Raw genomic sequence first — 20,145 nt, forward strand, 5'->3', positions numbered from 1 at the left:
CAATGTGACCCCTGCCCCACACCGGATCCGGCTCAAATATGGAACTGCCGGGCGGTCAGGTGAAGACCTTTGCAGGAGCAGAATGAAATTTCATAGAGTCGCCGGACAGGTTGCTTTTGTGGTCGCGCTGACTGTCGTCCTTGTACTCGCGCTGTTGCCACTGCCTCGTCTAAAGGATTTTGGGATCGACGTCGGCTTTCACTACGACAAGTTGAACCACGGCACAGCATTCGCTGTCCTGATATTCCTTGGAAGCCTCGGCTGGCCCGAGCGAAAGATAACGCTGTTAATCGTCCTCACGTTTGTTGGCGCCGGTATCGAGGTTCTCCAAGGGCTGACATTGATCGCACGCGATGTAGATGTGCTCGACTGGGTTGCTGATTGCATCGGCCTCGCGTGCGGCCTCGCCGCGACGATGGCTTCGAAGGCCATACGCCTTCAGAGATATCAGAGCGATATGCCGTCTCGCCTGATCGGAAGCGAACCCCTTTCATCGCCGGTGCTCGAATCCATTGTCTCCGCGCGCTTGGACACGCCGAAATAGATCATCAACCCTACCGCGGCGAAATACCCTACCTGAAGAATGGTTGCGACGAATACCGCCCATCCTATCGTACGCCAGATAGAATCTGTTGCATAATAAACCCAGCCCACGACCACCAGCAGGGTGAACGTTGCCCCGACAAGAAACCTTGGAAAATACATATCGACACCCCAATACCGCGACCTAGAGAGGCTTGCCTCTAAAGGAGTACACCCGCGCTCAAATACCCATGTTTCACGCAAACTTGCAAGCAAGCATGCCAAAGTTTAATTGCTTTTTTTACAAGCATTTAATGTACCGTCTGTCCTTGGTCAACGGCCATACCCAGTTCCTGCTTAGCACTCACGAGGTTGCATGACTTGATTTCCAAATCTATGCACAGCCGAGCGTGACGATCATAGAACTTCAATTACTAGCGATGCCATCGCAGTCTTACCTGTTGGTGTGCTGGATCTGTAATTATTCACACCTTGGATATCGCGTCGTGTATTGTTTGTGGCCAACCACTTCTCAATTCAAGCGCCGACGATAACGCAAAACCCGCCATCCGGAACCTTAGCGTAAATATACTGCTACGTTTACCAGGTCTTAAGAACATGTCGGCGAAATTCCCTACGCTGGATGCCCGTCCAGCCTGCACATCTTAAGCTCGGCGAGATTGTCTCTCAGCCGAGCTTCTTTTTAGACGACCGGTGTACAACATTACTGCATGCATAGCGACGTCGTCGACAAAGATGGCGGCGATCACGTCGTGATTGGGGGAAGCGCATATCAATAACCGCCGGTGTTCATGCAGATGAAGACATCGGGAAGGCAAAGAAATTGCAGGCCTTCGCGTTTTCGGAGCGAACGCAGGCACCCGAATAGCTCGTCGCTCTGGTGGACAACGCCCTAGAAACCAAAAACGCCCCGATTTGAGGTCGAGGCGTTCGGAGCAAGTGGTACCAGCACTTGCCAATCGGTGACCACGCGAAGAGGAGACCGAACTGTAAAACTGGCTTATGTGTTCCTGAAATCTGATATTTTTCGACGGCATGGGCGGTATAGACCAACCGCGCCCAGTCTTAGCAAGACCCTGGCAGAACGGCCCGGTCGCTTAGGCGAATGGTCGAAGCAGCCGCTCTGGTTCGGCCAGCAATGCCACAACTCGACGTTTCCGTGGATGCTACCGCTTGCGATAGTAAGTCTCCCAGGCCAGTTTAATATCATAGAAGGACCATTCCCTTCGCCGACCGTAGGCGGGACTTGGCCGGGTGAAACACCCGTTCAGGCCAGCCTCTCTCTGAAATCTCATAAACCACGCCGTGGATTTGGGCTTGCCGGATGCTGTCGGCTGAATCCGGCGGATGAGTTCGCTGTGCGCCCAGTGGTCGTTCGGATTGGAAAGGGAAGCTGGGTCAGCCAGATAGCCGCGGAGCTTTTGTAAAGTCACATCTTCGGGTGCCTGGTGGAGGTCTGCGCGGAGCTCTGCGACGGCAAGTGTGGCTCCCTGCCTCGCTGCTTCCGTCAGCATATCCCGCAATTGGGTATTCGTCAGCACCAACGCTTGCAAGGCATCCATGAACCATACTTTCCTTGATGGGATTTTTGCGGCGAAAATCGCCGCTGGTGCATTGCCTCACAGCTGGAAAATGACGTCAAGCGCAAGTTTGGAACCATGATGGCCATGATTGACGTTTTGCGGACATTTCGACCAGGCGTTAACCGTTTCCGGTCCTGCGGCAAATCTGATTCATACGCCGAGAAGGTCGCCAAGCTTTTGGGTGACCGGTCGCATCGGATCAACAAAGCCAAGGTCGTAGATCATGGTCGTTTCGAGGTTTCCCTTGTGGTCGACGTAGTGGGAGATGGCCTCGTGGGAGACTCCTTGGCCGGTGAGCATCAGCGAGATCGCGATCCGCTTGAGGTCGTAGATCTGGAAATAGTCCGGCACGCCGGGCAGGGCCTTGAACCTGTCCAGCCCCTTGCGAAAGTTGTCGCGGGGTTGGCTGATGTCCGTATGTGACGGGAACAGCAGCTTGCTGTCAGGCCAACGCTCGCGCTGGGCCTGCATCATTCCGGCAACCCGGGCGTGAATCGGCACCGACCGGTAGGCGTACTCATAGAGCGATCGCGACAGCTTGATGCCCTTGGTGTTGTGCTTGTGCCAGACCAGCGTCTCCAGGTCGAAGTGGTCGAATTCGGCCTTGGTGAGATCGCTGGGGCGGGCCATGGTCAGGAACAGGATGCCCATGAAGTTACAGAGTTCCTGCATGTGGTCGTTGGCGGTTATCGCCCGAGCCTTGGCCAGGGCCATGTCGCGCTTGGCGAACCCTTCCAGACTGTCTGTTTCGGGCACGACTTCGAACGCCGGGTAGAAGATGTGGGCCGCGATCTGCCGGATCTGCTCGGTGGAATAATCCCGGCGGCGGCGTATAACCTTCTTTGCCCGGATCGGGCTGCAGGGGTTACGCATGTCCACGATCTGCATGCGGATGGCCCAATTAAACAGCGCCGTGACGTGCACAAGGGCGCCGTTGTGACTGTAAGAGGAGGCAAACTGGCGCTGGAATCGTTCGATGTCCATGGGCTTGATGGAGGAGAATGGCCGGTCGGCGAACATCGACCCGAAATCTTTATAGGGTTTGCGGATGTTCTGACCGCGGCGTGTAGCCGTTTTCGGTCGTTTCCGGAGCCATCCGGCAACGAACATCGCGAAATTGGTCTGATACCCGGCTGAGAGCGTCTGGATATGGCTTTCCCAATATCGGTCGATGGCCTCGCGTATGGTCAGTAAGTGGGCGCGACGAGTGTCGTTGTCTTCGAAGTCAGGGTTTTCGCCCGCCTCAAGCTGGCGTTGGCGTTGCCCAACGGCGAGACGCGCAGATGCGACGTTGAGAACGACGGTCGACCCGAGCGCTTTCCGGTAGCGTTTGCCATTGAACTGGTAAGCATGCACGAAGGATTTATGCCCGAGTGCAGTGACACGCAGGCCCAGCCCTGAGACAGACCCGTTGCGGATACGTCTGTCCTGACCAACGGGGTGATCCCAATAGATTTCCTGGTCCTTTTCAGAAGGGCAATCGGCGGTGAAGACAACGGAATCGTCTAAAAATAGCTTAGGCATTTCATGTAACTTCCATGTAACGGATTTATAGCAAATGTTACATGTAAAGTGAAGTAATGATTGTGATGATGGTGAGAAAATGACCAGAAAACAAATGATTACATATTTCAATTATACGGTAATATCAGATGGTTGGCCTTCACACTGTAGGGGTCGTAGGTTCGAATCCTATACCGCCCACCATATATTTCAAATGGTTATAAGCAGTCGATAACTGCCCAAATTTCCCATGTATCTTTCATGTAACCGATCCTGCATCGGGATAATCACTCGGCTGTAATATTCTATCGGGTAAGGGCGGATTGGGTTCTAAGCCGTGACCTGTCACCGACTGACGCCTCGCCCGATCTGTTTTCGGGGGCGCGTCCTCACCGGCCGAACACCGCCCCTTCGGAGGAGAGATGAAAAAGGAGGCGAAGCCCTTGAACTCGATCTGCTTCGTCATTGCCTGATTGCAACTCACTGGGCCAGTGCACAAATCACACACTAAGCGTGTCAGAAGTTTCCCCACCGCCTGTCAGAACACCTAGTCCGAGGTACCATAGATTTAAGACCCCCCACCAATCAGCAAAGGAACCTCATGACCACCCAACTTACCTTCAACCGCCTGCTCAGCCGCATGTCCTCCAACAAGGGCTATACGATTGACCAGACCATCCTGATCGTCGCCATTATCGCGATCCTGATCACCCTCGTCATCGTCACTGTGGGCTGGCAGCTCATCAACCGCTCCAGCGGTACCAAGGTCGGTGCCCAGCTCAAGCAGGTCGAAGACGCCAACGGTCAGTTCTTCTCCACCCAGCATGCATGGCCGCAACAGGCCCTGGCTGCCGGTAACCCCACTGCCCCTCAGATGATGAACATCCTGGTCCAGGACTCCGTCGGTACCGGCCTTGCCTACGCCAGCAACATCGACAAAACCAAGCTCAGCAACATGCTGCCCGGCTTCAAGGTTTCCGGCGGCGCCGTCTATCACGGCTTCGGTTCCGGTACTTCCGGTGTCATCACCGAGCAGGTCAACCGCATGTCCGCCACCAGCACCGACTACCGCATCGTCGTTCAGTTTGCCGGTGTGCCCCTGGCGCAAGCCCTGGAAGCTGACCACTCTATCGACAGCGAAGAAAACGCAGTCACCGGTCGCCTTACCTACGGTACTGCACCCTGTCTGAACGCCACCTACAACGGTACCATCCCGACTATGACCGCAGGTCCGACAGCCAGCATCGTGAACGTCTGCTACTCTGCCAACCAGGTTCAATAAGTAACCCAGGCTCTGAAACAGCCGCCTCCGGGCGGCTTTTTGCATTTTGTTTTGCTTCGGGCCAATTTCGGGCCTGCTCCGAGACTTGCTTCTGACGGTACGCCATCGCGACACGGTGGCTCTTGCGATCGACGGGAGGCTCTTGGCGATCTGCTCGCGATGCCCCGCGACATGGACGGACGTGTCCGATTCTGGACCGAGCCGACTATGCACCGCTCTGCCTCTTTTTGGCTGGTAGCTGTTGAACCGCCGCTATTCTTGCCAAAGTCGGCAGGCCGCCAGTGGCGAAGCCGCAACGGCGGTTGCCCCATTCAACAGCACTGGCGACGCCAAGCGGCAGAGGTTGCGGTAGATTGACGGAATGAGACGTCTTTCCTGCTTCCTGATGTTCGCCGCTATCGTGGCGGTAGCGCCTGCGTGGGCGCAGGATTGGGGCGTTGTCGCCAATATCTCTGCCACTATGGGGGTTACCGGCAACAGGCTCTGCTATGGCGAGGCGTCGCGGGGCGACATCGGATGCCCGGCCGACGCGCCGGTCATCAGTGGTTCGACCATCTCGGGCACCTTTGTCGGAGACGGCTCCGGCCTCACTGGCGTCACGGCCGCCAGCGCCGACCACATTGTGAGCGGGACTGCCCGAGTCATCGCCAACGGCAATAGCAATTCGATCAGCATCACCGAGGCCGGCGTAACCACTGGCTACTACTATAACGGCATCTGGGTTGCCGGCGGCGTCAGCACCACCGGCACCATTTCCGGCACTAATATCTACGCAGGCCTCCTTCGTGTCGCAGGCCAAGCCACCACCGGCAACGTCAGTACCACCGGCAATGTCTCGGTCACCGGCAATGTCTCCGCCAATCAGTTCATCGGCGACGGCTCCCTCCTCACCAATATCAGTGCCTCCAACATCATCGGCCTCAACCTGGACCGCCTCACCTCCGGCACCGCCGTGGCTTACCTGACGTCGGACGGCAATATCTTCGTGAACGGCAGGCTGGATATCGTAACCGGCACCAATGTCGTTGCCGTCGGTCAGGGCGCCGGAAAGAACAGCATCGGAACGAATATCACGGTGGTGGGTAAGTCCGCCGGTGGTGTCAACTCCGGCACAAATGTAGTGGGAATAGGCGATTTTGCCGGACAGAACAACACCGGGAGTGCCCTGACGGCAGTGGGGCATGCCGCTGCACAGAACAATACCGGCAACAACATCACCGCACTGGGTGCATGGGCCGGTAACTCCAACACATACAGCAACGTCACGTTGCTCGGCTACAACGTCTATACAGCCGATAAGTCCAATCAGGTTGTGCTTGGCAATGGCAACGTGATCGAAGTCTCCACGGCCGGCGTCTATGTGGGTAAGGGAGTCAGCACAACGTACGTCTCCGCCACCCTTATCGACGCCACTCGCAACGGAACGGTCTCGGCCACAAACGGCTACTTCGCCAGCGTCTCCGCTACCCATTTTTACGGAGACGGCTCGGGCCTAACAGGCATCAGCACAGCCAGTGACCGCATCATCTCCGGTACAGCCAGCGCCATCATCAGTCCCAGCGGCAACCTTAACGTCCGCGGCCTGCTGGATATCGTGACCAGCTCCAATGTCGTCGGCATCGGCTCTAGCGCGGGAAAAAACAATACCGGCGTCCAGGTCACCGCGGTGGGCTACGCCGCAGGCCAGAACAACGTCGGCAACTATCTCACCGCCGTTGGTTATGCGGCGGCCTTGTCCAACAGCATGCCGAACGTCACCGCCGTGGGCACCAACGCGGGTTACAGCAACTCCGGCACCAACGTCACGGGGGTCGGTATGAGCGCTGCCCAAAACAACACCGGCAGCAATCTTGCCGCCGTGGGCTATGCCGCAGGCCAGAATAACAGCGGGGATTATTCAACCTTGGTTGGTGGCCTTGCCGGGCAGAACAACACCCAGACCCATCTCACGGGCGTGGGGTATTTCGCTGGAAAGGACAACACTGGAGCCTTCGTGACGGCTCTGGGAGAAGAGGCCGGACAGCTAAACTCCGTCGTTGCCCTTTCGGCGGTGGGCGTGGCAGCCGGCAAGTACAATTCTGGCGCCAATTCCACCGCCATGGGATCCTACGCGGCCCAGTACAATACGGGTCTCAACGCCGCCGCCCTGGGCTATCTCGCGGGGCGGAACAATATCGGCAGCAACGTCACCGCCCTTGGTGCCTATGCCGTCTACGCCACCGGCGTGTCCAACACCTACAGCAACGTCACCGGTGTCGGCTACAACGCCCAGCCTAACAAGTCCAACCAGGTGGTCTTGGGCGATGGAAACGTCGTCGAAGTCTCCACCACCGGCATCTATGTTGGCGCTGGCGTCAGCACCACTGGTGCGATCTCCGCCACCAACGGTTACATCAGCAACAGCCTCGGTATCGGCACGACAACCCCAAGCACGTCGCTTAACATTATGAGCGCATCGCCCATAATTCGCCTCAGCGACATTACCGGCCTCTATTCCAGCATCAATGGCTCGAGCGGCAACCTCTATTTCACCAGCTACAACAGCACCCGCAACCATTATTTCATGGCAGGCGGTACCGAGTTAATGCGTATCCTCGGAACTGGTCAGGTTGGTATCGGCACCCAAAGCCCCAGCGCCACCCTCCACGTTTACGGCGGCGCCGCCAGTAGCACCATTTACCTTGGCCGTGCCGGGGCACCCAACACCATCGGCATGATTGATTATTCAGGCTCAGCCATGATCGTGGGCACCAACGGCGCCGATGGCTTGGTCTTGCGCACGAACGGCGCCACGCGCCTGAGTGTCGACTCCACCGGCTACTTTAGCACGGGCGGCAACATGGGTATCGGCGGCATGATCGGTTATACCCCCTCCACCACCCTCCACGTCTCGGGCACCCTCCGCATCGCCAACGGAGGCGAAGCTTGCGACTCCAATCGCACCGGCGCCATCCGCTACGTTAGCAATGCTTTCCAGGTCTGCTATGGCACCGGCGGCTGGGCCAACCTTGCCGACGCCTCTTCCACGGTCGCCACCACCGACCGCATTACTTCCGGCACCGCACAGGTTATCGCCAATGGTGGTAGCGGCTATGTTTCTCTCACCACTGGCGCTTCCACCTGGGGCTATCTCGGTGTCAGCCAGACTTATCTCGGCGCCGCGAATTTCGGCGGCAAGGTAGGCGTGGGGACCATCACCCCCGTCGCTCCACTCGAGGTTTCAGGGACCATCTCCGCCACCGTTTTGCAGTTGGCGGACGGCCCACCCATCACCTGCGGTCCTGCCACCTACGGCACCATGAAAATAGTCAACGGTCGCCCCTATTACTGCCGTCAATAGAAAAGCCGCAGGGACTGCCAGCTATTCTGTGAACAAGCGGTTTCAGCCTTGCTGACACGGGCTTTGCTAGTTACACAAGCGCGCTGGGCTGGCCAACGTTACTCGCTTGGAATGTTTTATGTGCAGTGGTGAAGAGACGAGAAAACAACGGCGTCGGCGCGTTCTCAAAGGAGCGACGATTCTTACAGGCATCGCAAATTCCGAAATCAAGTGCACTGTTCGTAACATGACTTCCGATGGCGCTGAGCTGCAGGTAGTTGTCGATGCGAGGATTCCTGATGAATTCCTTCTATACATCCCCATTGATGGCATAGGATACAAGACAGTTGTTCGGTGGCGGCGAGCAGACAAGCTTGGCGTTGTTTTTCGAGGCACAGAACCAAAGCCGAATTGGCACTATGGCTAAGTACATCTGCCTTGGACAAGCGAGGTCATCTTCGTCACAACAGTGCTGCACGGCATTTTTAAGTTCGCAACCATCCGATCGCTCCCCATAATGCAGGCGATAGGACTTTCTATTTTGGATTTTTCTGGTCACGAGGCTGGGGTCGATGGAACGTTTCAAAGTTGAAGAGATGGACGGCTCAAAGATCGTCCGTAGCCTGTCAGTCGCGGCACAAAGTCATGTTCACGCTGCGGTGAAAGCCATACCTGGAGCACTCACGCCCGGTCGCGCACCCGGTAGGCGGTGGATCCGCGTTACCGACTCCAATTCAGTGTCCAGAGAGTTTTCTGACCGAGACTGAACCGATCCATGTCGCTCCCACCGCTCGCGAGCAGCTTTCTGGTGTTCCTGCTGTGCTATGGGATGCTTACACGTCGAGGAATGGGGGGTAACGACTTGCTCGAAGATGGGGAAATGAGCCGAAACGGTGACCGGACTTGTACGTTCTGGATCGTGGTGACCCTGATGGCGATAGCGTTCGCCACTTGGTGGACGGTGTGAGGCCGTGGCCGAGCGTACCTCATCAACGATGCGTGTTGACATCAATTCATAAACAGCGACCCGACTTCAACTGGTTAGATTGTGGGCGGGCGGGGAGCGCGAGGGGCGGGCCAGGGGCGCCCTCGCTTGGCCCTCGGCCGGTTCGACACCGGCCTGAGGACAATCCGGACGTAAAAAAACCGGGGCATCGCTGCCCCGGGCTGAGTATGTGGCCTTTATTCGGCGGCGATCGCCATCTCCTTAGGACTTTCGCCCTCGGGCCTGACCGGCTTCCGCAGCGCTGCGGGGAGCCAGCCTTTGCCGTCCAGTTCCTTCTCGGCCTGCAAGACGCCTTCGGGTTTGGGGCCGCGTTCGACCGCTTTCGCGGCATCTTCCGCGCACCCGGCCTCGCGCATCACTCCAGCGATGTCAGCTTTCGACAGCCGCGAGAGGAACGCCGCTTCCGGTGTCCACCACAGGCCCATGTCCAGCCCAACCGCCTCGACCATCAGGTCGGCTTGGGCTATGCGCTCCCTGCCGGTTTCGTGGCGGGCCACCACGGCGTTGAGATTGGCGGCAGTGACCACCGCCAACAGGTCAAGCAGCGCTTCCTGCGGCTGCACCACCAGCCATGGCCACAGGTCGACAGGGTTTCCGGGCAAGCGGTGGCTCCACCCTTCAATCACCTCATTCCAGCCGGACAAAGCACGGCAGGCATCCGGCTCTTTGATAGAGGGCGCAAGGTTGCGGCGCTGGCCGGTGACCTCGACGGCTGGCTCAATACGGCCATAGTAGTCGTAGAACAGTCGGCTCACCAGCGCATGCACGATGCCGACTAGCGCCACATCGGGACGGTTTGAGAGCTCGACGCGTAGCGCTGCCGTGCGAATGGCCGTCAACTCCTCGGTCAGGGCTGCCGATATGCCCACGGCTTCCTCGTCGGGGCTTTGCTTCTCCCCGGCTTCGCTGGCCTCGTCGCCTTCGTTCTGGCCCTCATCTTCGTCCCCGCTCTGCAACGCAGCGAGCGCCTTGCGGTCTTCGGCCTTCACCAGTCCCGTCGTGACCTGCAAAGTGCCGCCATGAGAGATACCCACGACACAGCCCGCCAGCGCCATCTCACCTGCAGAAAAGGCTTCCGCCGCGCTCTGGATGGCCTCGATGCGGCTTTCCACCGCCTGCAACTTGGCCTCGTCGGCCTCGATTTGGGGGTCGCCTTCGGCGTACGCATCAACGGCCTCAACCAGTTGGTCGTACTCCAAGCCCAGCGCCGCCAGTTCGGCCTGTTCGGCTTCGGTCGGGTCGCGCCGCACCGCATGGATGCGTCCGAACCCGTTGCTGTGGATGAACGTGTTGTCGAGGCTGATTTCGACCCATTTCCAGCCCATCGAGCGTATCTCATCGGCCACCGCCTCGAGCCGGTCGCTGGCAAGCTTCACCAGCAAGGGTCGGTCGGTCAGGAATGTCTGGCCGTCCCCGTCAAACAGGTCGCGCAGCACCCCGCCCCCTGCGCCTTCGTAGGCTTCGATGCCGACATAGCGGGCCAGCCGGTCGTTGCCCCGCACATGGGCGCTGGTCAGGAACGAGCGGATATTGGCCGGGTTGCGGCTCCATCCGTCATGCTCAAACCAAGCCGCTTCCTGAGCGCTGTGGTCGTCGCTCACCGCCAATGCCTTGGCCTGCTCCAGCGTCAGTTCATCCGCGCGCATGACGTCAAGGATGCGTGGCGACAGATTGGCCAGTTTCAGCCGCTGGCGAACGGTAACAATGGACTTACCGAAGCGCGCCGCAATGTCTTCGGCGGCCATGCCCTGTTCGACAAGCTCGCGGTAAGCAATAACCTCGTCAACGACGTGCATAGCCTGCCTTTGGTCATTTTCGGCCAGGGAAATCTCGGTGTCGCTGCCTTCCTCACGCAGAATGGCCCTCACTGGAAAATCCTTAGTCACAGCCACACCCTGCACGGTGCGACCTTCTTCCAGCAGCAAACGCAACGCGCCCAAACGCCGCCCTCCGGCAACGACCTCGAACTTGGCTCCCTTTTCGGCCTTGCGGGTCACAAGGTTATGGATGAGACCGTGGGCCTCGATGCTGGCGGCCAGTTCAGCCTTGCCCGCCTCGGAATTGACGCGTCGGACGTTGGCCTTGCTCGGCACCAGCTTGCCAAGCGGGATGGTGATTTCAGCGGTATTCATGGACTTGCTCCTTTGATTGTCGTTTCAGGTGCCCCTATTCCCTGCGGGTCAGGCCACCTGACCCCTGCCACGCGGCGAGTAGCGAGGAGAGAGGGGGCAAGTCCCGGGGGCGGAGGGGTCTCCCCGGTCTGCACGGAGCGAAGCGCAGGAAGATGGGGGAAACCGCCCGCGGCGGCTTGCTGGGAGAGAGGGCCGCGCGCCTCTTTCCCCACACGGAGGAAACGTGCCGCCAGGCACATCCATATCGGCGCAGTCGTGCCGCTAAGGCGGCCCAACAAAGAAGGGCGTACAGGGCGGAAGCACCGAAATGCCCGCCAGCGGGACCAAGTCAGTTCGGTGCTGGAGAAAGTTCGTGGCCCAGAGACCGGTTCAACAGGGCGGCCTAAGGAGCGTCAGCATGGCGCCGCCGCAGGCGGGACGCGGGACTGACCGCCCCCGGCGAAGGGGGCGATATGAAACGTCTTGCCTCACTATTCCTCTCTCGGTGAATCAGACGAGATGCCGCAACCGAAACTCACTGCAATAAGGGTTGCAGTCGCACACCCGAATCTCACACTATAGTGAAAACATTATGGGGTTGGTTCTGGCAACCGGCGCGACGATGCCGAGTTTGAAGATGTCTAGAGTCAAACTCGGCCAGCATCGCGTACTGTTAGCAACCCGTACCAGTCGCCCGATCACCGTGACGTTGACATGACGGGTATAATATTCGAAATGTCTTATCGAAACGGGGGGGGGTTAGCATGGCGTTCCACGTAGGTGACGAAGTTCTATCCGTAAAGCGTATCGAGATCGGCGAGATCGTCTCGATCGTTTCTGCGGGCATTTACAACGTAAGATATCGAAAAACAGGCCCAGGCAATGCCGCCGAAGATGAACTACGGGCGATCCCAATTGTTGGGCGCATTCGAATCCCTATAGGCTCATTCTTTGTATATGCCAGTACTGAGCATGTTGACGGCGGCTATCATCTCGTAACCGATAAATACACCCAAAATGGCAATAGGATTCGCAATGTCCGGAAATCCTTTTAGCGCAAATATAAAGCTTTCAGAGCAGACCATGCGCTTAGGACAACACGGCGCCTTGCTTGGCATCGTTGCGCTCGGAATTCATCGATTTAACATAAATCTCAAGGCCATTCCTTGGCTGAGCATTGAGGTGGCTGATCCGACGGTAGTGCCGATTGCGACAATTATGGCGGCAGCGTCCACGCTGTTTATCGTTATGTTCTATTTGCACTATGGCGAAGAGCTTTTCGAGTTTAATCAGAAAGACTACGAGGCAAGTGCGAATTCTCCGTTCGTGGAAGACAATTCAAGCCCACATCCATCAGCCGCCGAGCTTTTGGCGGACCTCAAAGAAGCCGCAAAAGAAGAAGCCTTTGAGTCGAGCCGCATGAAGAAGCGCTTCGGGGCAATGAAACAGATTCTCTTTCTAGGAATTCCTGCTGTCATTTTAATCTTCGTTCTCAAGCAAGAGCTATTTAATATTGTATCATTATTGTAACATCGTGTCATCGCAACGAAACATCGAGGCAGGCATGAAAATTGATCAGTCATCGGTTACTTTTATTTCATCCACAGGGGAAGCTATCTCCGCACATCGACACCCAAATCCAGATGGATCCATCGGCGGTTGGGTGGCAGATAACGCTACGGTCTCGGCTGGGTCGCTGGTCGAGCCAGGCGCAGTGGTTGGGCCTCACGCTCAGCTGACCGCTGGTAAGATTCTTCGCTCGGGCTTAATCCTGGACGAAGGGGAAATCATGTAAGAATAACCTCGCTTGGCAACACATAGCTCGTGCTATCACCAAAATCACCAAAGCGAGAGACAACACGAAAATAGAAGCCTTCTGGCTTCTATTTTTTTGCTTTTGACAGAGGCGCCGTGGAATGTTTTCCCCTGACCAACGGTCCGCAAAAGGCAGCCCATGCGGTTCTTGTGCTTTCGGCATTACAGGAAGACGTGTCGATAATGACGTCAAAGCCGGGCACCTGTTGTGCGATCTCCTCGAGTTGGCCAGCATCTGTGCGGTTCGCGGTGAATTGCTCCGCGCCTACCGTGACTTTGTTCCCGCGATTGAGCACGCCCACATGAAATTTGTCGTGGAGCAGTGCGGGAATCAAATGTCCCCCGACGAAACCAGAGCCACCAATCACCAAAGCGCGCCTTCTCATTGTCAAAACATCCTGATGTCGTTGATTGCGTTCGGCCTCAGCCGCCCTCAACATCACAGATCGCGACCACTCCGAAATGTCCGAAGCACGGGTGACGACCGGTTCTGCAGATCGGCCCGCGCCCGATCCTGTGTCGCGCAGCAAAGCAGCAAGAACGCAATAGTAAAAGCACATCACCCTATAAAGGCATCAAACAACGCGCCCTGTCGTGAATCTGTCATGGAGCGCACCTACAGGCAAACTCAGGCGTCCCGCGACTGACATTTCGGGGCAGCCAGTTGGGGTGTAAAAAATGCAAGACAGCTGCCTGCTTGGTCGCTGCACCTGTTGCCGTTGCGCGTTCCCCTCCCCGCCGTACAACCGGCCGCGGCGAGGGACGAGCGCGCGTGGCCCGCAGACAGATGCATGACCAGTTTTCAGAACTCGCCTGACGGGATCTCACAAGAGGCCTTGGCAAGCCTGATTGCCGAGGCGGTGCAACAGGCATTGACGCAGCATGGTGTATTGCTAGACGCCGAGGCGCTCGTTTCCGCCAGCGCGATTGCTGGCAGCGTTGCAGCTGCCCTGCCCTTCCTACCGCAGGCACAGCGGCTCGCGATCGGCTCTTTCAAGGGCGGCTTGACCGCGCTCGCCTCGGAGTTCTTCCGAATGATGGCGGACAAGACCGCGAGCGGCGGCTGGACCGGTACGGGCCGCACCTCCGAGAGCCCGGCGCCGACAGTCGGTCTCGGCCAGCCTGCGTTCCAAATTGCCGAGCGAACCGCAGAGCTCCAATCGTTGGTGATCGAGGATTGGGCAGGCGAGGTCGCCGGATCGACCTATCTGGAAGAGAAGCTTCGCATACCGCGCTCGACGCTCCATCGCTGGCAAATGCGAAACGAGGTCATTGCCTTGCGCAAGGGCGGCCGCAAACATGTCTTCCCGCTGGCCCAGTTCGTCGACGGAAGGCCGGCTCTAGGAATCAGTGAGGTGCTGTCCCTAATTCCCAATGCAAGGCTGGCCTGGTATTGGCTGGCCCGCCCTTCCCCCGACCTCGACGGTTGCGCTCCCATTGAAATGCTCAAGCACGACATGGTGCACGAGGTCATGCTGGCCGCACGCGACTTTTCATCGTCCGGCCGTATCAACTCGTCAGTTTGACTTTCTGACTTTAAAATCGATTAGTTTGCAACTGTAATACGTTCTGATTTTATAAGTATCCACCTTCGCTAGACAGTCCTATTTCAAATCATCCTGCGCACGACTCACGTTTCGTTTGTGCCGCGTGTGCAGTCTGTGCCGACATTAAGCGCATATTCGTGATATTTCTGCAACAATACTTCTCCAACATCTAAATGACCGCTTTCCAGTCTCAATCTCCATTTGTGCACTGCAGCGAATTCGGCCATGTCGAGCGCGAAGAAGCGGCGCCGGTGCGCGACTTTTTCAACGATGAGGACGGGGTGGCAGGAAAGCCCAAGAGACCTGCCGAAGCCTGTCTTGAACCTTTGACTGGAGATTCAAGAAAATGAACATCAAGAGCCTTCTTCTCGGCTCCGCTGCGGCCCTGATCGCAGTTTCGGGCGCCCGCGCCGCCGACGCGGTGACCGTCGCCGAGCCGGAACCGGCCGAATACGTCAAGATCTGCGACGTCTACGGCGCAGGTTACTTCTACATTCCCGGCACCGAGACCTGCCTGCGCATCGGCGGCTACGTCCGCTATGACGCCGGCGTGGGCGATATCGGCACGTTCGATGGCGCAAAGACCACCGACGTACAAGACGGCAGTGAGAACAGCACCTGGTTTAAGAACACCCGCTTCACGCTGAAGACCTGGACCGGCCAGGAAACCGAACTCGGCACGTTGAAGACCTACACCGAAACGCGCTTTAATTTCGGTGTCAAAAACCTTGTCACCGCGGGCGGTGACGTCGACAGCAATCCTGCCGCCAACAAGGCGGTCGACCTGCATTTCGCGTGGATCCAGCTCGGTGGCCTGCGCGTCGGCAAGGACGAGACACCTTATGACCAGTTCATCGGCTATGCCGGCAATGTCATCCAGGACACCATCATCCCGTACGGCATCAAAGACACCAACGTCGTCAGCTACTACTTCGACGCTGGCAGCGGCTTCTCGGGCGTCGTCTCGCTCGAAGAAGGCTCTGGTGCCAACACGATCGACAGCTATGTTCCGCATGTCGTCGGCGGCTTGAAGTACAAGGGCGACTGGGGTGCGGTCACCGGCGTCGTCGCGTATGACAGCAATTACGAGGAAGTGGCCGGCAAGGTTCGTTTGGACGTCAACGTCACCAAGGAACTGACGCTGTTCGTCATGGGCGGCTACGGCACCGACGACAACCTCTCTGATCCGACCAATGCCGTCAACGCACACGGCCGCGGCTTCTACAAGCCATGGGGCGGCAACTGGGCGGTCTGGGGCGGCGGCACCTACAAGTTCAACGAGAAGACGGCGTTCAACCTCCAGGCGTCCGCTGACGACGACAAGAACTACGCTCTTGCGGCGAACGTAGCCTATACCATCGTCCCGGGCTTCACGGTCACGACCGAAGTTGACTGGGATCACTTCGGCCACTTCGACGACGGCACTCCGTTCGGCAACTTCACCAAGGCCGACAAGAAGGACAGCGTTGGCGGCATCGTCCGTTTCCAGCGCTCGTTCTGATCCAGCCCACCCCCGCCGATCAGAACGGAAAGGCCCGCGACGTCGTCGCGGGCCTTTTGTTTTACCGAGAGCTTCCGGACCGATGTGCCTCCCCCAAGAAGCGCCGCTCAGCCGGCTGGGGCCGGTACAAAGTGACCCGAGTTACGAAGCTTCGCGAGCAGGATGGTGGCAGTTCCGCGATAGTCAACCCTTGCTTGCTCGCTCAGGGGAGATGCATACCAAGCGGCCAATTCCGCCACCAAAAGGGCGGTGTCCCCGTTGATCGATGCGCCGTCGAGTCGTCCGCTCTTATCCATCACGATTATCGCTGTGCCGCTTTCGGCATATCCAATCGCAGCCATCCGCTGAACGCAGATATCGCCGTCGACACGTACGTCGAACAGAACCGATCCTGCGGTTTTCTGCGCGGCGTCAGCCACGCGATCACCGAACGGTGGATGCACGCCCTCGCGAACGCCGAGTGACTGCTCAAACAACGCCAATTCAACATGAGCCGCCACCATAGCTGCGAAGGTGCGCGCCGGCTGGCGCAAGCGGCAATAGGCCAGGGCTGATTATCCACACCCCAGCCGGCGTCCCGCAGCCTCTGCGACACCGCAATTGTGCTCCTGGCCGGCGCCACCCTTCGCTTGTCCGTTTATGTCAAGCCATTTGTCCTCGCTAAAGTAGCCGAAGTTAAATTTCGAACGTTTCGGCTTGCCGGAAATTAGGGTCTCCGTGGGTAAACCCGCATGGCTTTTTGGGTGCTGCAAGGAAGACTAATGCGTGGACGTAGATTGATTAGAGCGTTGCGCCAGGACGACGCTCGACAGGTGCGCGCGCGCATTGCCGAACTGGAGCTCGAGCTCATGACGACCACACCTTTGGGACGCCATCGACGTTTCGAAACCGGCCATGAACTTCGCAGGGCGAAGTTCCGCCTGGAGAAGCTCGAAGAATGCATCGGCCATATACCGGAGAGCTCTGGGCGTTAGCGCAAGCTTCACCGCTTTCCATCCGAGCGCGCCGGCAGCGCATTTGGCCCATCAACAGCAAAGAATTCCGGCCGATTCTATGGGCACTTTTGCGGCCAGGATTTGAAAAGCTCCTTGGATCCCGTCGTCAGCAGCCACACCACTCGATCGAGATGACTGCGAACCGCGTCGCGGGCGCGAACGGGCTCCTCCCACGGATCGATACCCAATATTTCCTGCGCCATCTCTTCTACGCTGGCTTCATCGTCCCACGCGTCCAGGAGTCTCAAATAGGTGGTGAGATGCTCTCTGTCATAGGCGGTTAGACGGTCAGACCAAGGGACATGGGTCGACACAGCAGAAGCTTTATTAGGCATTTGAGATCTATACTCCGTGATACCTCGCATTGCATAATCCAGACCCCGCCTTTGACGCCCCTACACTATCGTCAATTGAATAAATTTCAACATCTTTGGGCCCGCACCAACCGGGAGGCTGGCAAGACGTGGATACGCTTTGTTACCAAACGAAAGTTCGCTTTGCCCCTGCGTCATACAGAAATGCCAAATATCCGGCTTGAATGGAGAAAATCCGAGTGGCATAGGTTGGCGGCATATCGTCTCTCTGACGGATATGAGGATGTGATGATTGAAGGAGCACGTTGATGCCCGGGGAACCAACCAATAATATGATTGAACTTACTGCAGATATCGTTGCCGCCTATGTCCAGAAAAACGCGGTGCCAGTCTCTGGATTGCCGGATTTGATCGCGAGCGTGAATTCGGCGTTGTCGAATATTAGTCCGCCATCTCCAATAGCAGAACCCCCGCCCAAGCCGGCAGTTAACCCGAAAAAGTCGGTGTTTCCGGACTACATCATCAGCCTTGAGGACGGTAGGAAATACAAGTCACTCAAGCGCCATCTTGCGACCAGTCATGGGCTGACCCCTGATGAATACCGGGCGAAATGGGGTCTGGCGAAGGACTATCCCATGGTTGCGCCGAGTTACTCGGCGACCCGTTCGGCTTTGGCTAAGTCGCTAGGCTTGGGACGGAAGCCATCTCCAGCCAAGAAACCTGCGACGAAACGTAAGGCCAGGGCCTGAGGTCTGGCCGCTATTGCCTTCGGGCACTCAACGCCAGCCGGAAGGATGGCGTTGAGCATCGTGACGAACGTCACACCTGGATGCGGCCGAGGCGCTGAGCCTCGCTGGCATAGGCCGACAGGGATTTGTCCGGCCTGAAGTGCAGGTCACGCTCGACCGGCAAGCCTAGGCGGCCCCGCACGGCAGTCAGCTCCGAGAGGCTCAGACTACCTATTTCTGGGCAGCCAAGCCCAAGGTCACAAAGGCCGAATGCGAGGTCCGGGTCATCCGGATCGATTTCGGTCAGGAGCCAGGTCGCGCCGGCATCCGGTGTGAACAGCTTAACGACCGGGACGAAGTCGATTTCGCGTTCGGTGCCGCGGAGAGGTTGCTGCTGGCGACCATTCGCCAGCAGCTTCTCCCGCAGGTCTTGTGTCAAGATCTGCATGGCGGCCTCCTATTCGTCAGCCTTCGGGGTGCGAAGGACGACCCGCCCATCGATGGGCAGTGCGTCGAGGAGGAGCGTTCCGCCCTCGCCGTCGTCGTGAGCGAAGAAGGAGCCGATGCGGATCCAGAAGCCCTTCTGGCCTTCCTTGCCGTCACGCACGGTGTAGGCTTGGTAGAGCGGCGATTTCGCCTCGGACTTGGTGTTGCGGTTGTTGGTCATGGTCTTTTCCTTTGGTTGATGGTTTCTGTCCAGGAGGACGGTTCCAAAGGAGACGGCGCTCAAAGCAGGCTTGTCCCCAACACGGGAGCGCAGCGAATGGAGCGGGCAGGATCGGGACAAGACGGCTGCGCCGGCTAGAAGGCAACGTCATCAGCTCCGGGCGGACCAGCAGCGGAAAAGGCCACCGCCAACCGCATGGCACCGAGTGTGATGGCCGGGTTCGCCCTCACAATCATTCCCGTGGTGACGGGCGATGGGCGGGTTGACGGACTTACATTCGTTCGACTCGCGAAATGCGCAGTAAGGCGTATGATCCCCAAGTCGCCCGTCCCAAACGAGGGCATTAAGGAGGTTAGCTTCCGCCTATGTCCAGGAGCCTGACAATGTCACGCGCCAAGGTGTCTGCATTCGATTGCGAAATCATGCGAAGCGCCATCCGCCGTGCGATCACCGAAGGGGAAATCCCGGAAAACCAGTCCCGGGAATACGCCGCCCAAATGATCCGAGATTTCACCGGCGACGATCAGGTTGACCCTGACCTGCTGGATTGGATCGTGCGGGAGCAGCCAGGCGCGTCCTAAAGGCGGCACTGCAACCCGCGATTGACGGCATCAGAACTGGGTCGCGGCTTCACGCCATCTGTGTCAGAACGATTGCCCATCACCGTCGAGAAGCCCTTGGCTCTGACGCGAGAATGACCAGACATCTGCGCCATCGGTCTGGAGCACCCAAATGCTGTCGAAATCCTCGTCCGGCCAAGATTCCGGGGCGATACCCGCGCCACCGACGAGCGCAGCCGCCAGGCTCGGAATCGATTCGTGCTGCCAGCTTACCAACACAGGTGTTGGGGCTGTGCGAATGGCTTCTGCCACCAACGCCTCTTGGCCCTTCGAATAAGTGACATCAGGTTGAAGGCCGAGGCGTCTTGCCAGTGGCGTGATTGTTTGGCTGGGCCGTTTGCTCCGGGTTCCGGAACCATCTTTTTTGATCGTGCCCGACGCAACAATCGATGCGGGCTTTTTCATAGGCGCTAGCGGCCTAGAAAAGAGTGAGCAAAGCCCACCCGCGCGTTGCCAGCCACGCACGGTCAATGAGGCGGGATCAACCTCGCCCTGTTCTGTCACTCCAAAATCGATGCCCTGTGGAACCGGCTTCTCGGCATGCCGAATGATCATGACAAGCCTATTTGGCATCGTCCGCTCCCATATTTCCGTACGACGCTCCTGGCGCC

General features: G+C 58.0%; 20 protein-coding genes. 11 read left to right on the forward strand and 9 right to left on the reverse strand.

The window, feature by feature from the left end:
* The first annotated feature begins 82 nt into the window (after positions 1–82).
* On the forward strand, positions 83–544 hold the full coding sequence (locus A4R29_RS15240) for a VanZ family protein (protein ID WP_174564955.1): 462 nt from the start codon (positions 83–85) through the stop codon (positions 542–544).
* Positions 545–1,709: 1,165 nt separating this feature from the next.
* Here A4R29_RS15240 and A4R29_RS15245 read toward each other — a convergent pair.
* Together A4R29_RS15245 and A4R29_RS34145 are read right to left on the reverse strand one after the other, a co-directional pair.
* The gene (locus A4R29_RS15245) at positions 1,710–2,105 is read right to left on the reverse strand and encodes a hypothetical protein (protein ID WP_063172253.1); all 396 of its coding nucleotides are present in this window, start codon (positions 2,103–2,105) and stop codon (positions 1,710–1,712) included.
* 171 nt (positions 2,106–2,276) lie between these two features.
* Positions 2,277–3,650 (reverse strand): tyrosine-type recombinase/integrase, encoded by a 1,374-nt coding sequence (locus A4R29_RS34145; protein WP_145923764.1) that lies wholly within the window; start codon positions 3,648–3,650, stop codon positions 2,277–2,279.
* A gap of 580 nt (positions 3,651–4,230) precedes the next feature.
* On the opposite strand from A4R29_RS34145, the gene A4R29_RS15255 reads away from it, so the two are divergent.
* The 3 genes from A4R29_RS15255 (at position 4,231) to A4R29_RS35055 (ending at position 8,657) form a co-directional block, all read left to right on the forward strand.
* On the forward strand, positions 4,231–4,911 hold the full coding sequence (locus A4R29_RS15255; RefSeq protein WP_063172254.1) for a hypothetical protein: 681 nt from the start codon (positions 4,231–4,233) through the stop codon (positions 4,909–4,911).
* Positions 4,912–5,272: 361 nt separating this feature from the next.
* On the forward strand, positions 5,273–8,251 hold the full coding sequence (locus tag A4R29_RS15260) for a beta strand repeat-containing protein (RefSeq protein ID WP_145923765.1): 2,979 nt from the start codon (positions 5,273–5,275) through the stop codon (positions 8,249–8,251).
* Positions 8,252–8,369: 118 nt separating this feature from the next.
* Positions 8,370–8,657 (forward strand): PilZ domain-containing protein, encoded by a 288-nt coding sequence (locus A4R29_RS35055; protein WP_082827412.1) that lies wholly within the window; start codon positions 8,370–8,372, stop codon positions 8,655–8,657.
* Between the two features lie 755 nt (positions 8,658–9,412).
* Here the strand turns inward: A4R29_RS35055 and A4R29_RS15270 are convergent.
* A complete protein-coding gene (locus tag A4R29_RS15270) occupies positions 9,413–11,368 on the reverse strand; it encodes a ParB/RepB/Spo0J family partition protein (protein ID WP_063172257.1) in 1,956 nt (651 codons plus the stop codon).
* Positions 11,369–12,111: 743 nt separating this feature from the next.
* Between A4R29_RS15270 and A4R29_RS34150 the strand changes: the two genes are divergently transcribed.
* On the forward strand, positions 12,112–12,402 hold the full coding sequence (locus A4R29_RS34150) for a hypothetical protein (RefSeq protein ID WP_145923766.1): 291 nt from the start codon (positions 12,112–12,114) through the stop codon (positions 12,400–12,402).
* Positions 12,383–12,877, forward strand: coding sequence for a hypothetical protein (locus A4R29_RS15275; RefSeq protein ID WP_063172258.1), 495 nt, complete (start codon positions 12,383–12,385; stop codon positions 12,875–12,877). Before A4R29_RS34150 ends, A4R29_RS15275 begins: the two co-directional genes overlap by 20 nt.
* A gap of 353 nt (positions 12,878–13,230) precedes the next feature.
* Here A4R29_RS15275 and A4R29_RS34485 read toward each other — a convergent pair whose 3' ends face one another.
* Positions 13,231–13,548, reverse strand: a complete 318-nt coding sequence (locus tag A4R29_RS34485; protein ID WP_161491080.1) for an NAD-dependent epimerase/dehydratase family protein — start codon at positions 13,546–13,548, stop codon at positions 13,231–13,233.
* A gap of 405 nt (positions 13,549–13,953) precedes the next feature.
* Here A4R29_RS34485 and A4R29_RS15285 point away from each other — a divergent pair, with 405 nt between their 5' ends.
* From A4R29_RS15285 to A4R29_RS15290, 3 genes are all read left to right on the forward strand, one after another.
* Positions 13,954–14,688 carry an antitoxin Xre/MbcA/ParS-like domain-containing protein gene (locus tag A4R29_RS15285; RefSeq protein WP_063173694.1) on the forward strand — a complete coding sequence of 245 codons (735 nt, stop codon included), beginning with the start codon at positions 13,954–13,956 and terminating at the stop codon, positions 14,686–14,688.
* A gap of 194 nt (positions 14,689–14,882) precedes the next feature.
* Positions 14,883–15,059 (forward strand): hypothetical protein, encoded by a 177-nt coding sequence (locus tag A4R29_RS34490; RefSeq protein ID WP_161491081.1) that lies wholly within the window; start codon positions 14,883–14,885, stop codon positions 15,057–15,059.
* On the forward strand, positions 15,056–16,210 hold the full coding sequence (locus A4R29_RS15290) for a porin (RefSeq protein WP_063172260.1): 1,155 nt from the start codon (positions 15,056–15,058) through the stop codon (positions 16,208–16,210). Before A4R29_RS34490 ends, A4R29_RS15290 begins: the two co-directional genes overlap by 4 nt.
* 107 nt (positions 16,211–16,317) lie before the next feature.
* Here the strand turns inward: A4R29_RS15290 and A4R29_RS15295 are convergent, their stop codons facing one another.
* Together A4R29_RS15295 and A4R29_RS15305 are read right to left on the reverse strand one after the other, a co-directional pair.
* Positions 16,318–16,713, reverse strand: a complete 396-nt coding sequence (locus tag A4R29_RS15295; protein ID WP_063172261.1) for a hypothetical protein — start codon at positions 16,711–16,713, stop codon at positions 16,318–16,320.
* A gap of 548 nt (positions 16,714–17,261) precedes the next feature.
* On the reverse strand, positions 17,262–17,540 hold the full coding sequence (locus A4R29_RS15305) for a DUF2285 domain-containing protein (RefSeq protein ID WP_063172263.1): 279 nt from the start codon (positions 17,538–17,540) through the stop codon (positions 17,262–17,264).
* Positions 17,541–17,827: 287 nt separating this feature from the next.
* Between A4R29_RS15305 and A4R29_RS33145 the strand changes: the two genes are divergently transcribed.
* Positions 17,828–18,268 carry a Ros/MucR family transcriptional regulator gene (locus tag A4R29_RS33145; protein WP_082827413.1) on the forward strand — a complete coding sequence of 147 codons (441 nt, stop codon included), beginning with the start codon at positions 17,828–17,830 and terminating at the stop codon, positions 18,266–18,268.
* Positions 18,269–18,338: 70 nt separating this feature from the next.
* Here A4R29_RS33145 and A4R29_RS15310 read toward each other — a convergent pair whose 3' ends face one another.
* Positions 18,339–18,695, reverse strand: a complete 357-nt coding sequence (locus A4R29_RS15310) for a DUF2958 domain-containing protein (protein ID WP_063172264.1) — start codon at positions 18,693–18,695, stop codon at positions 18,339–18,341.
* Positions 18,696–18,704: 9 nt separating this feature from the next.
* Positions 18,705–18,914, reverse strand: a complete 210-nt coding sequence (locus A4R29_RS15315) for a hypothetical protein (RefSeq protein WP_063173695.1) — start codon at positions 18,912–18,914, stop codon at positions 18,705–18,707.
* Positions 18,915–19,297: 383 nt separating this feature from the next.
* Between A4R29_RS15315 and A4R29_RS15320 the strand changes: the two genes are divergently transcribed.
* A complete protein-coding gene (locus A4R29_RS15320; protein WP_145923768.1) occupies positions 19,298–19,495 on the forward strand; it encodes a hypothetical protein in 198 nt (65 codons plus the stop codon).
* A 63-nt stretch (positions 19,496–19,558) separates the two neighbouring features.
* Here A4R29_RS15320 and A4R29_RS15325 read toward each other — a convergent pair whose 3' ends face one another.
* On the reverse strand, positions 19,559–20,107 hold the full coding sequence (locus A4R29_RS15325) for a hypothetical protein (RefSeq protein ID WP_145923769.1): 549 nt from the start codon (positions 20,105–20,107) through the stop codon (positions 19,559–19,561).
* Positions 20,108–20,145 lie beyond the last annotated feature (38 nt).

Source organism: Mesorhizobium ciceri biovar biserrulae (assembly GCF_001618845.1).
In the GTDB taxonomy this organism is placed as follows: Bacteria; Pseudomonadota; Alphaproteobacteria; order Rhizobiales; family Rhizobiaceae; genus Mesorhizobium; species Mesorhizobium ciceri.

Excerpts from the sequence above, each read along its gene's own strand:
- A4R29_RS15325 (WP_145923769.1), bottom strand. The coding sequence starts at position 20,107 with ATGCCAAATAGGCTTGTCATGATCATTCGGCATGCCGAGAAGCCGGTT.
- A4R29_RS34490 (WP_161491081.1), top strand. The coding sequence starts at position 14,883 with ATGACCGCTTTCCAGTCTCAATCTCCATTTGTGCACTGCAGCGAATTC.
- A4R29_RS35055 (WP_082827412.1), top strand. The coding sequence starts at position 8,370 with ATGTGCAGTGGTGAAGAGACGAGAAAACAACGGCGTCGGCGCGTTCTC.
- A4R29_RS15285 (WP_063173694.1), top strand. The coding sequence starts at position 13,954 with ATGACCAGTTTTCAGAACTCGCCTGACGGGATCTCACAAGAGGCCTTG.
- A4R29_RS15310 (WP_063172264.1), bottom strand. The coding sequence starts at position 18,695 with ATGCAGATCTTGACACAAGACCTGCGGGAGAAGCTGCTGGCGAATGGT.
- A4R29_RS15260 (WP_145923765.1), top strand. The coding sequence starts at position 5,273 with ATGAGACGTCTTTCCTGCTTCCTGATGTTCGCCGCTATCGTGGCGGTA.
- A4R29_RS15305 (WP_063172263.1), bottom strand. The coding sequence starts at position 17,540 with ATGCCTAATAAAGCTTCTGCTGTGTCGACCCATGTCCCTTGGTCTGAC.
- A4R29_RS15290 (WP_063172260.1), top strand. The coding sequence starts at position 15,056 with ATGAACATCAAGAGCCTTCTTCTCGGCTCCGCTGCGGCCCTGATCGCA.
- A4R29_RS15255 (WP_063172254.1), top strand. The coding sequence starts at position 4,231 with ATGACCACCCAACTTACCTTCAACCGCCTGCTCAGCCGCATGTCCTCC.
- A4R29_RS34150 (WP_145923766.1), top strand. The coding sequence starts at position 12,112 with ATGGCGTTCCACGTAGGTGACGAAGTTCTATCCGTAAAGCGTATCGAG.
- A4R29_RS15270 (WP_063172257.1), bottom strand. The coding sequence starts at position 11,368 with ATGAATACCGCTGAAATCACCATCCCGCTTGGCAAGCTGGTGCCGAGC.
- A4R29_RS15245 (WP_063172253.1), bottom strand. The coding sequence starts at position 2,105 with ATGGATGCCTTGCAAGCGTTGGTGCTGACGAATACCCAATTGCGGGAT.
- A4R29_RS15320 (WP_145923768.1), top strand. The coding sequence starts at position 19,298 with ATGTCACGCGCCAAGGTGTCTGCATTCGATTGCGAAATCATGCGAAGC.
- A4R29_RS34145 (WP_145923764.1), bottom strand. The coding sequence starts at position 3,650 with ATGCCTAAGCTATTTTTAGACGATTCCGTTGTCTTCACCGCCGATTGC.
- A4R29_RS15275 (WP_063172258.1), top strand. The coding sequence starts at position 12,383 with ATGTCCGGAAATCCTTTTAGCGCAAATATAAAGCTTTCAGAGCAGACC.
- A4R29_RS15295 (WP_063172261.1), bottom strand. The coding sequence starts at position 16,713 with ATGGTGGCGGCTCATGTTGAATTGGCGTTGTTTGAGCAGTCACTCGGC.
- A4R29_RS15315 (WP_063173695.1), bottom strand. The coding sequence starts at position 18,914 with ATGACCAACAACCGCAACACCAAGTCCGAGGCGAAATCGCCGCTCTAC.
- A4R29_RS34485 (WP_161491080.1), bottom strand. The coding sequence starts at position 13,548 with ATGAGAAGGCGCGCTTTGGTGATTGGTGGCTCTGGTTTCGTCGGGGGA.
- A4R29_RS33145 (WP_082827413.1), top strand. The coding sequence starts at position 17,828 with ATGCCCGGGGAACCAACCAATAATATGATTGAACTTACTGCAGATATC.
- A4R29_RS15240 (WP_174564955.1), top strand. The coding sequence starts at position 83 with ATGAAATTTCATAGAGTCGCCGGACAGGTTGCTTTTGTGGTCGCGCTG.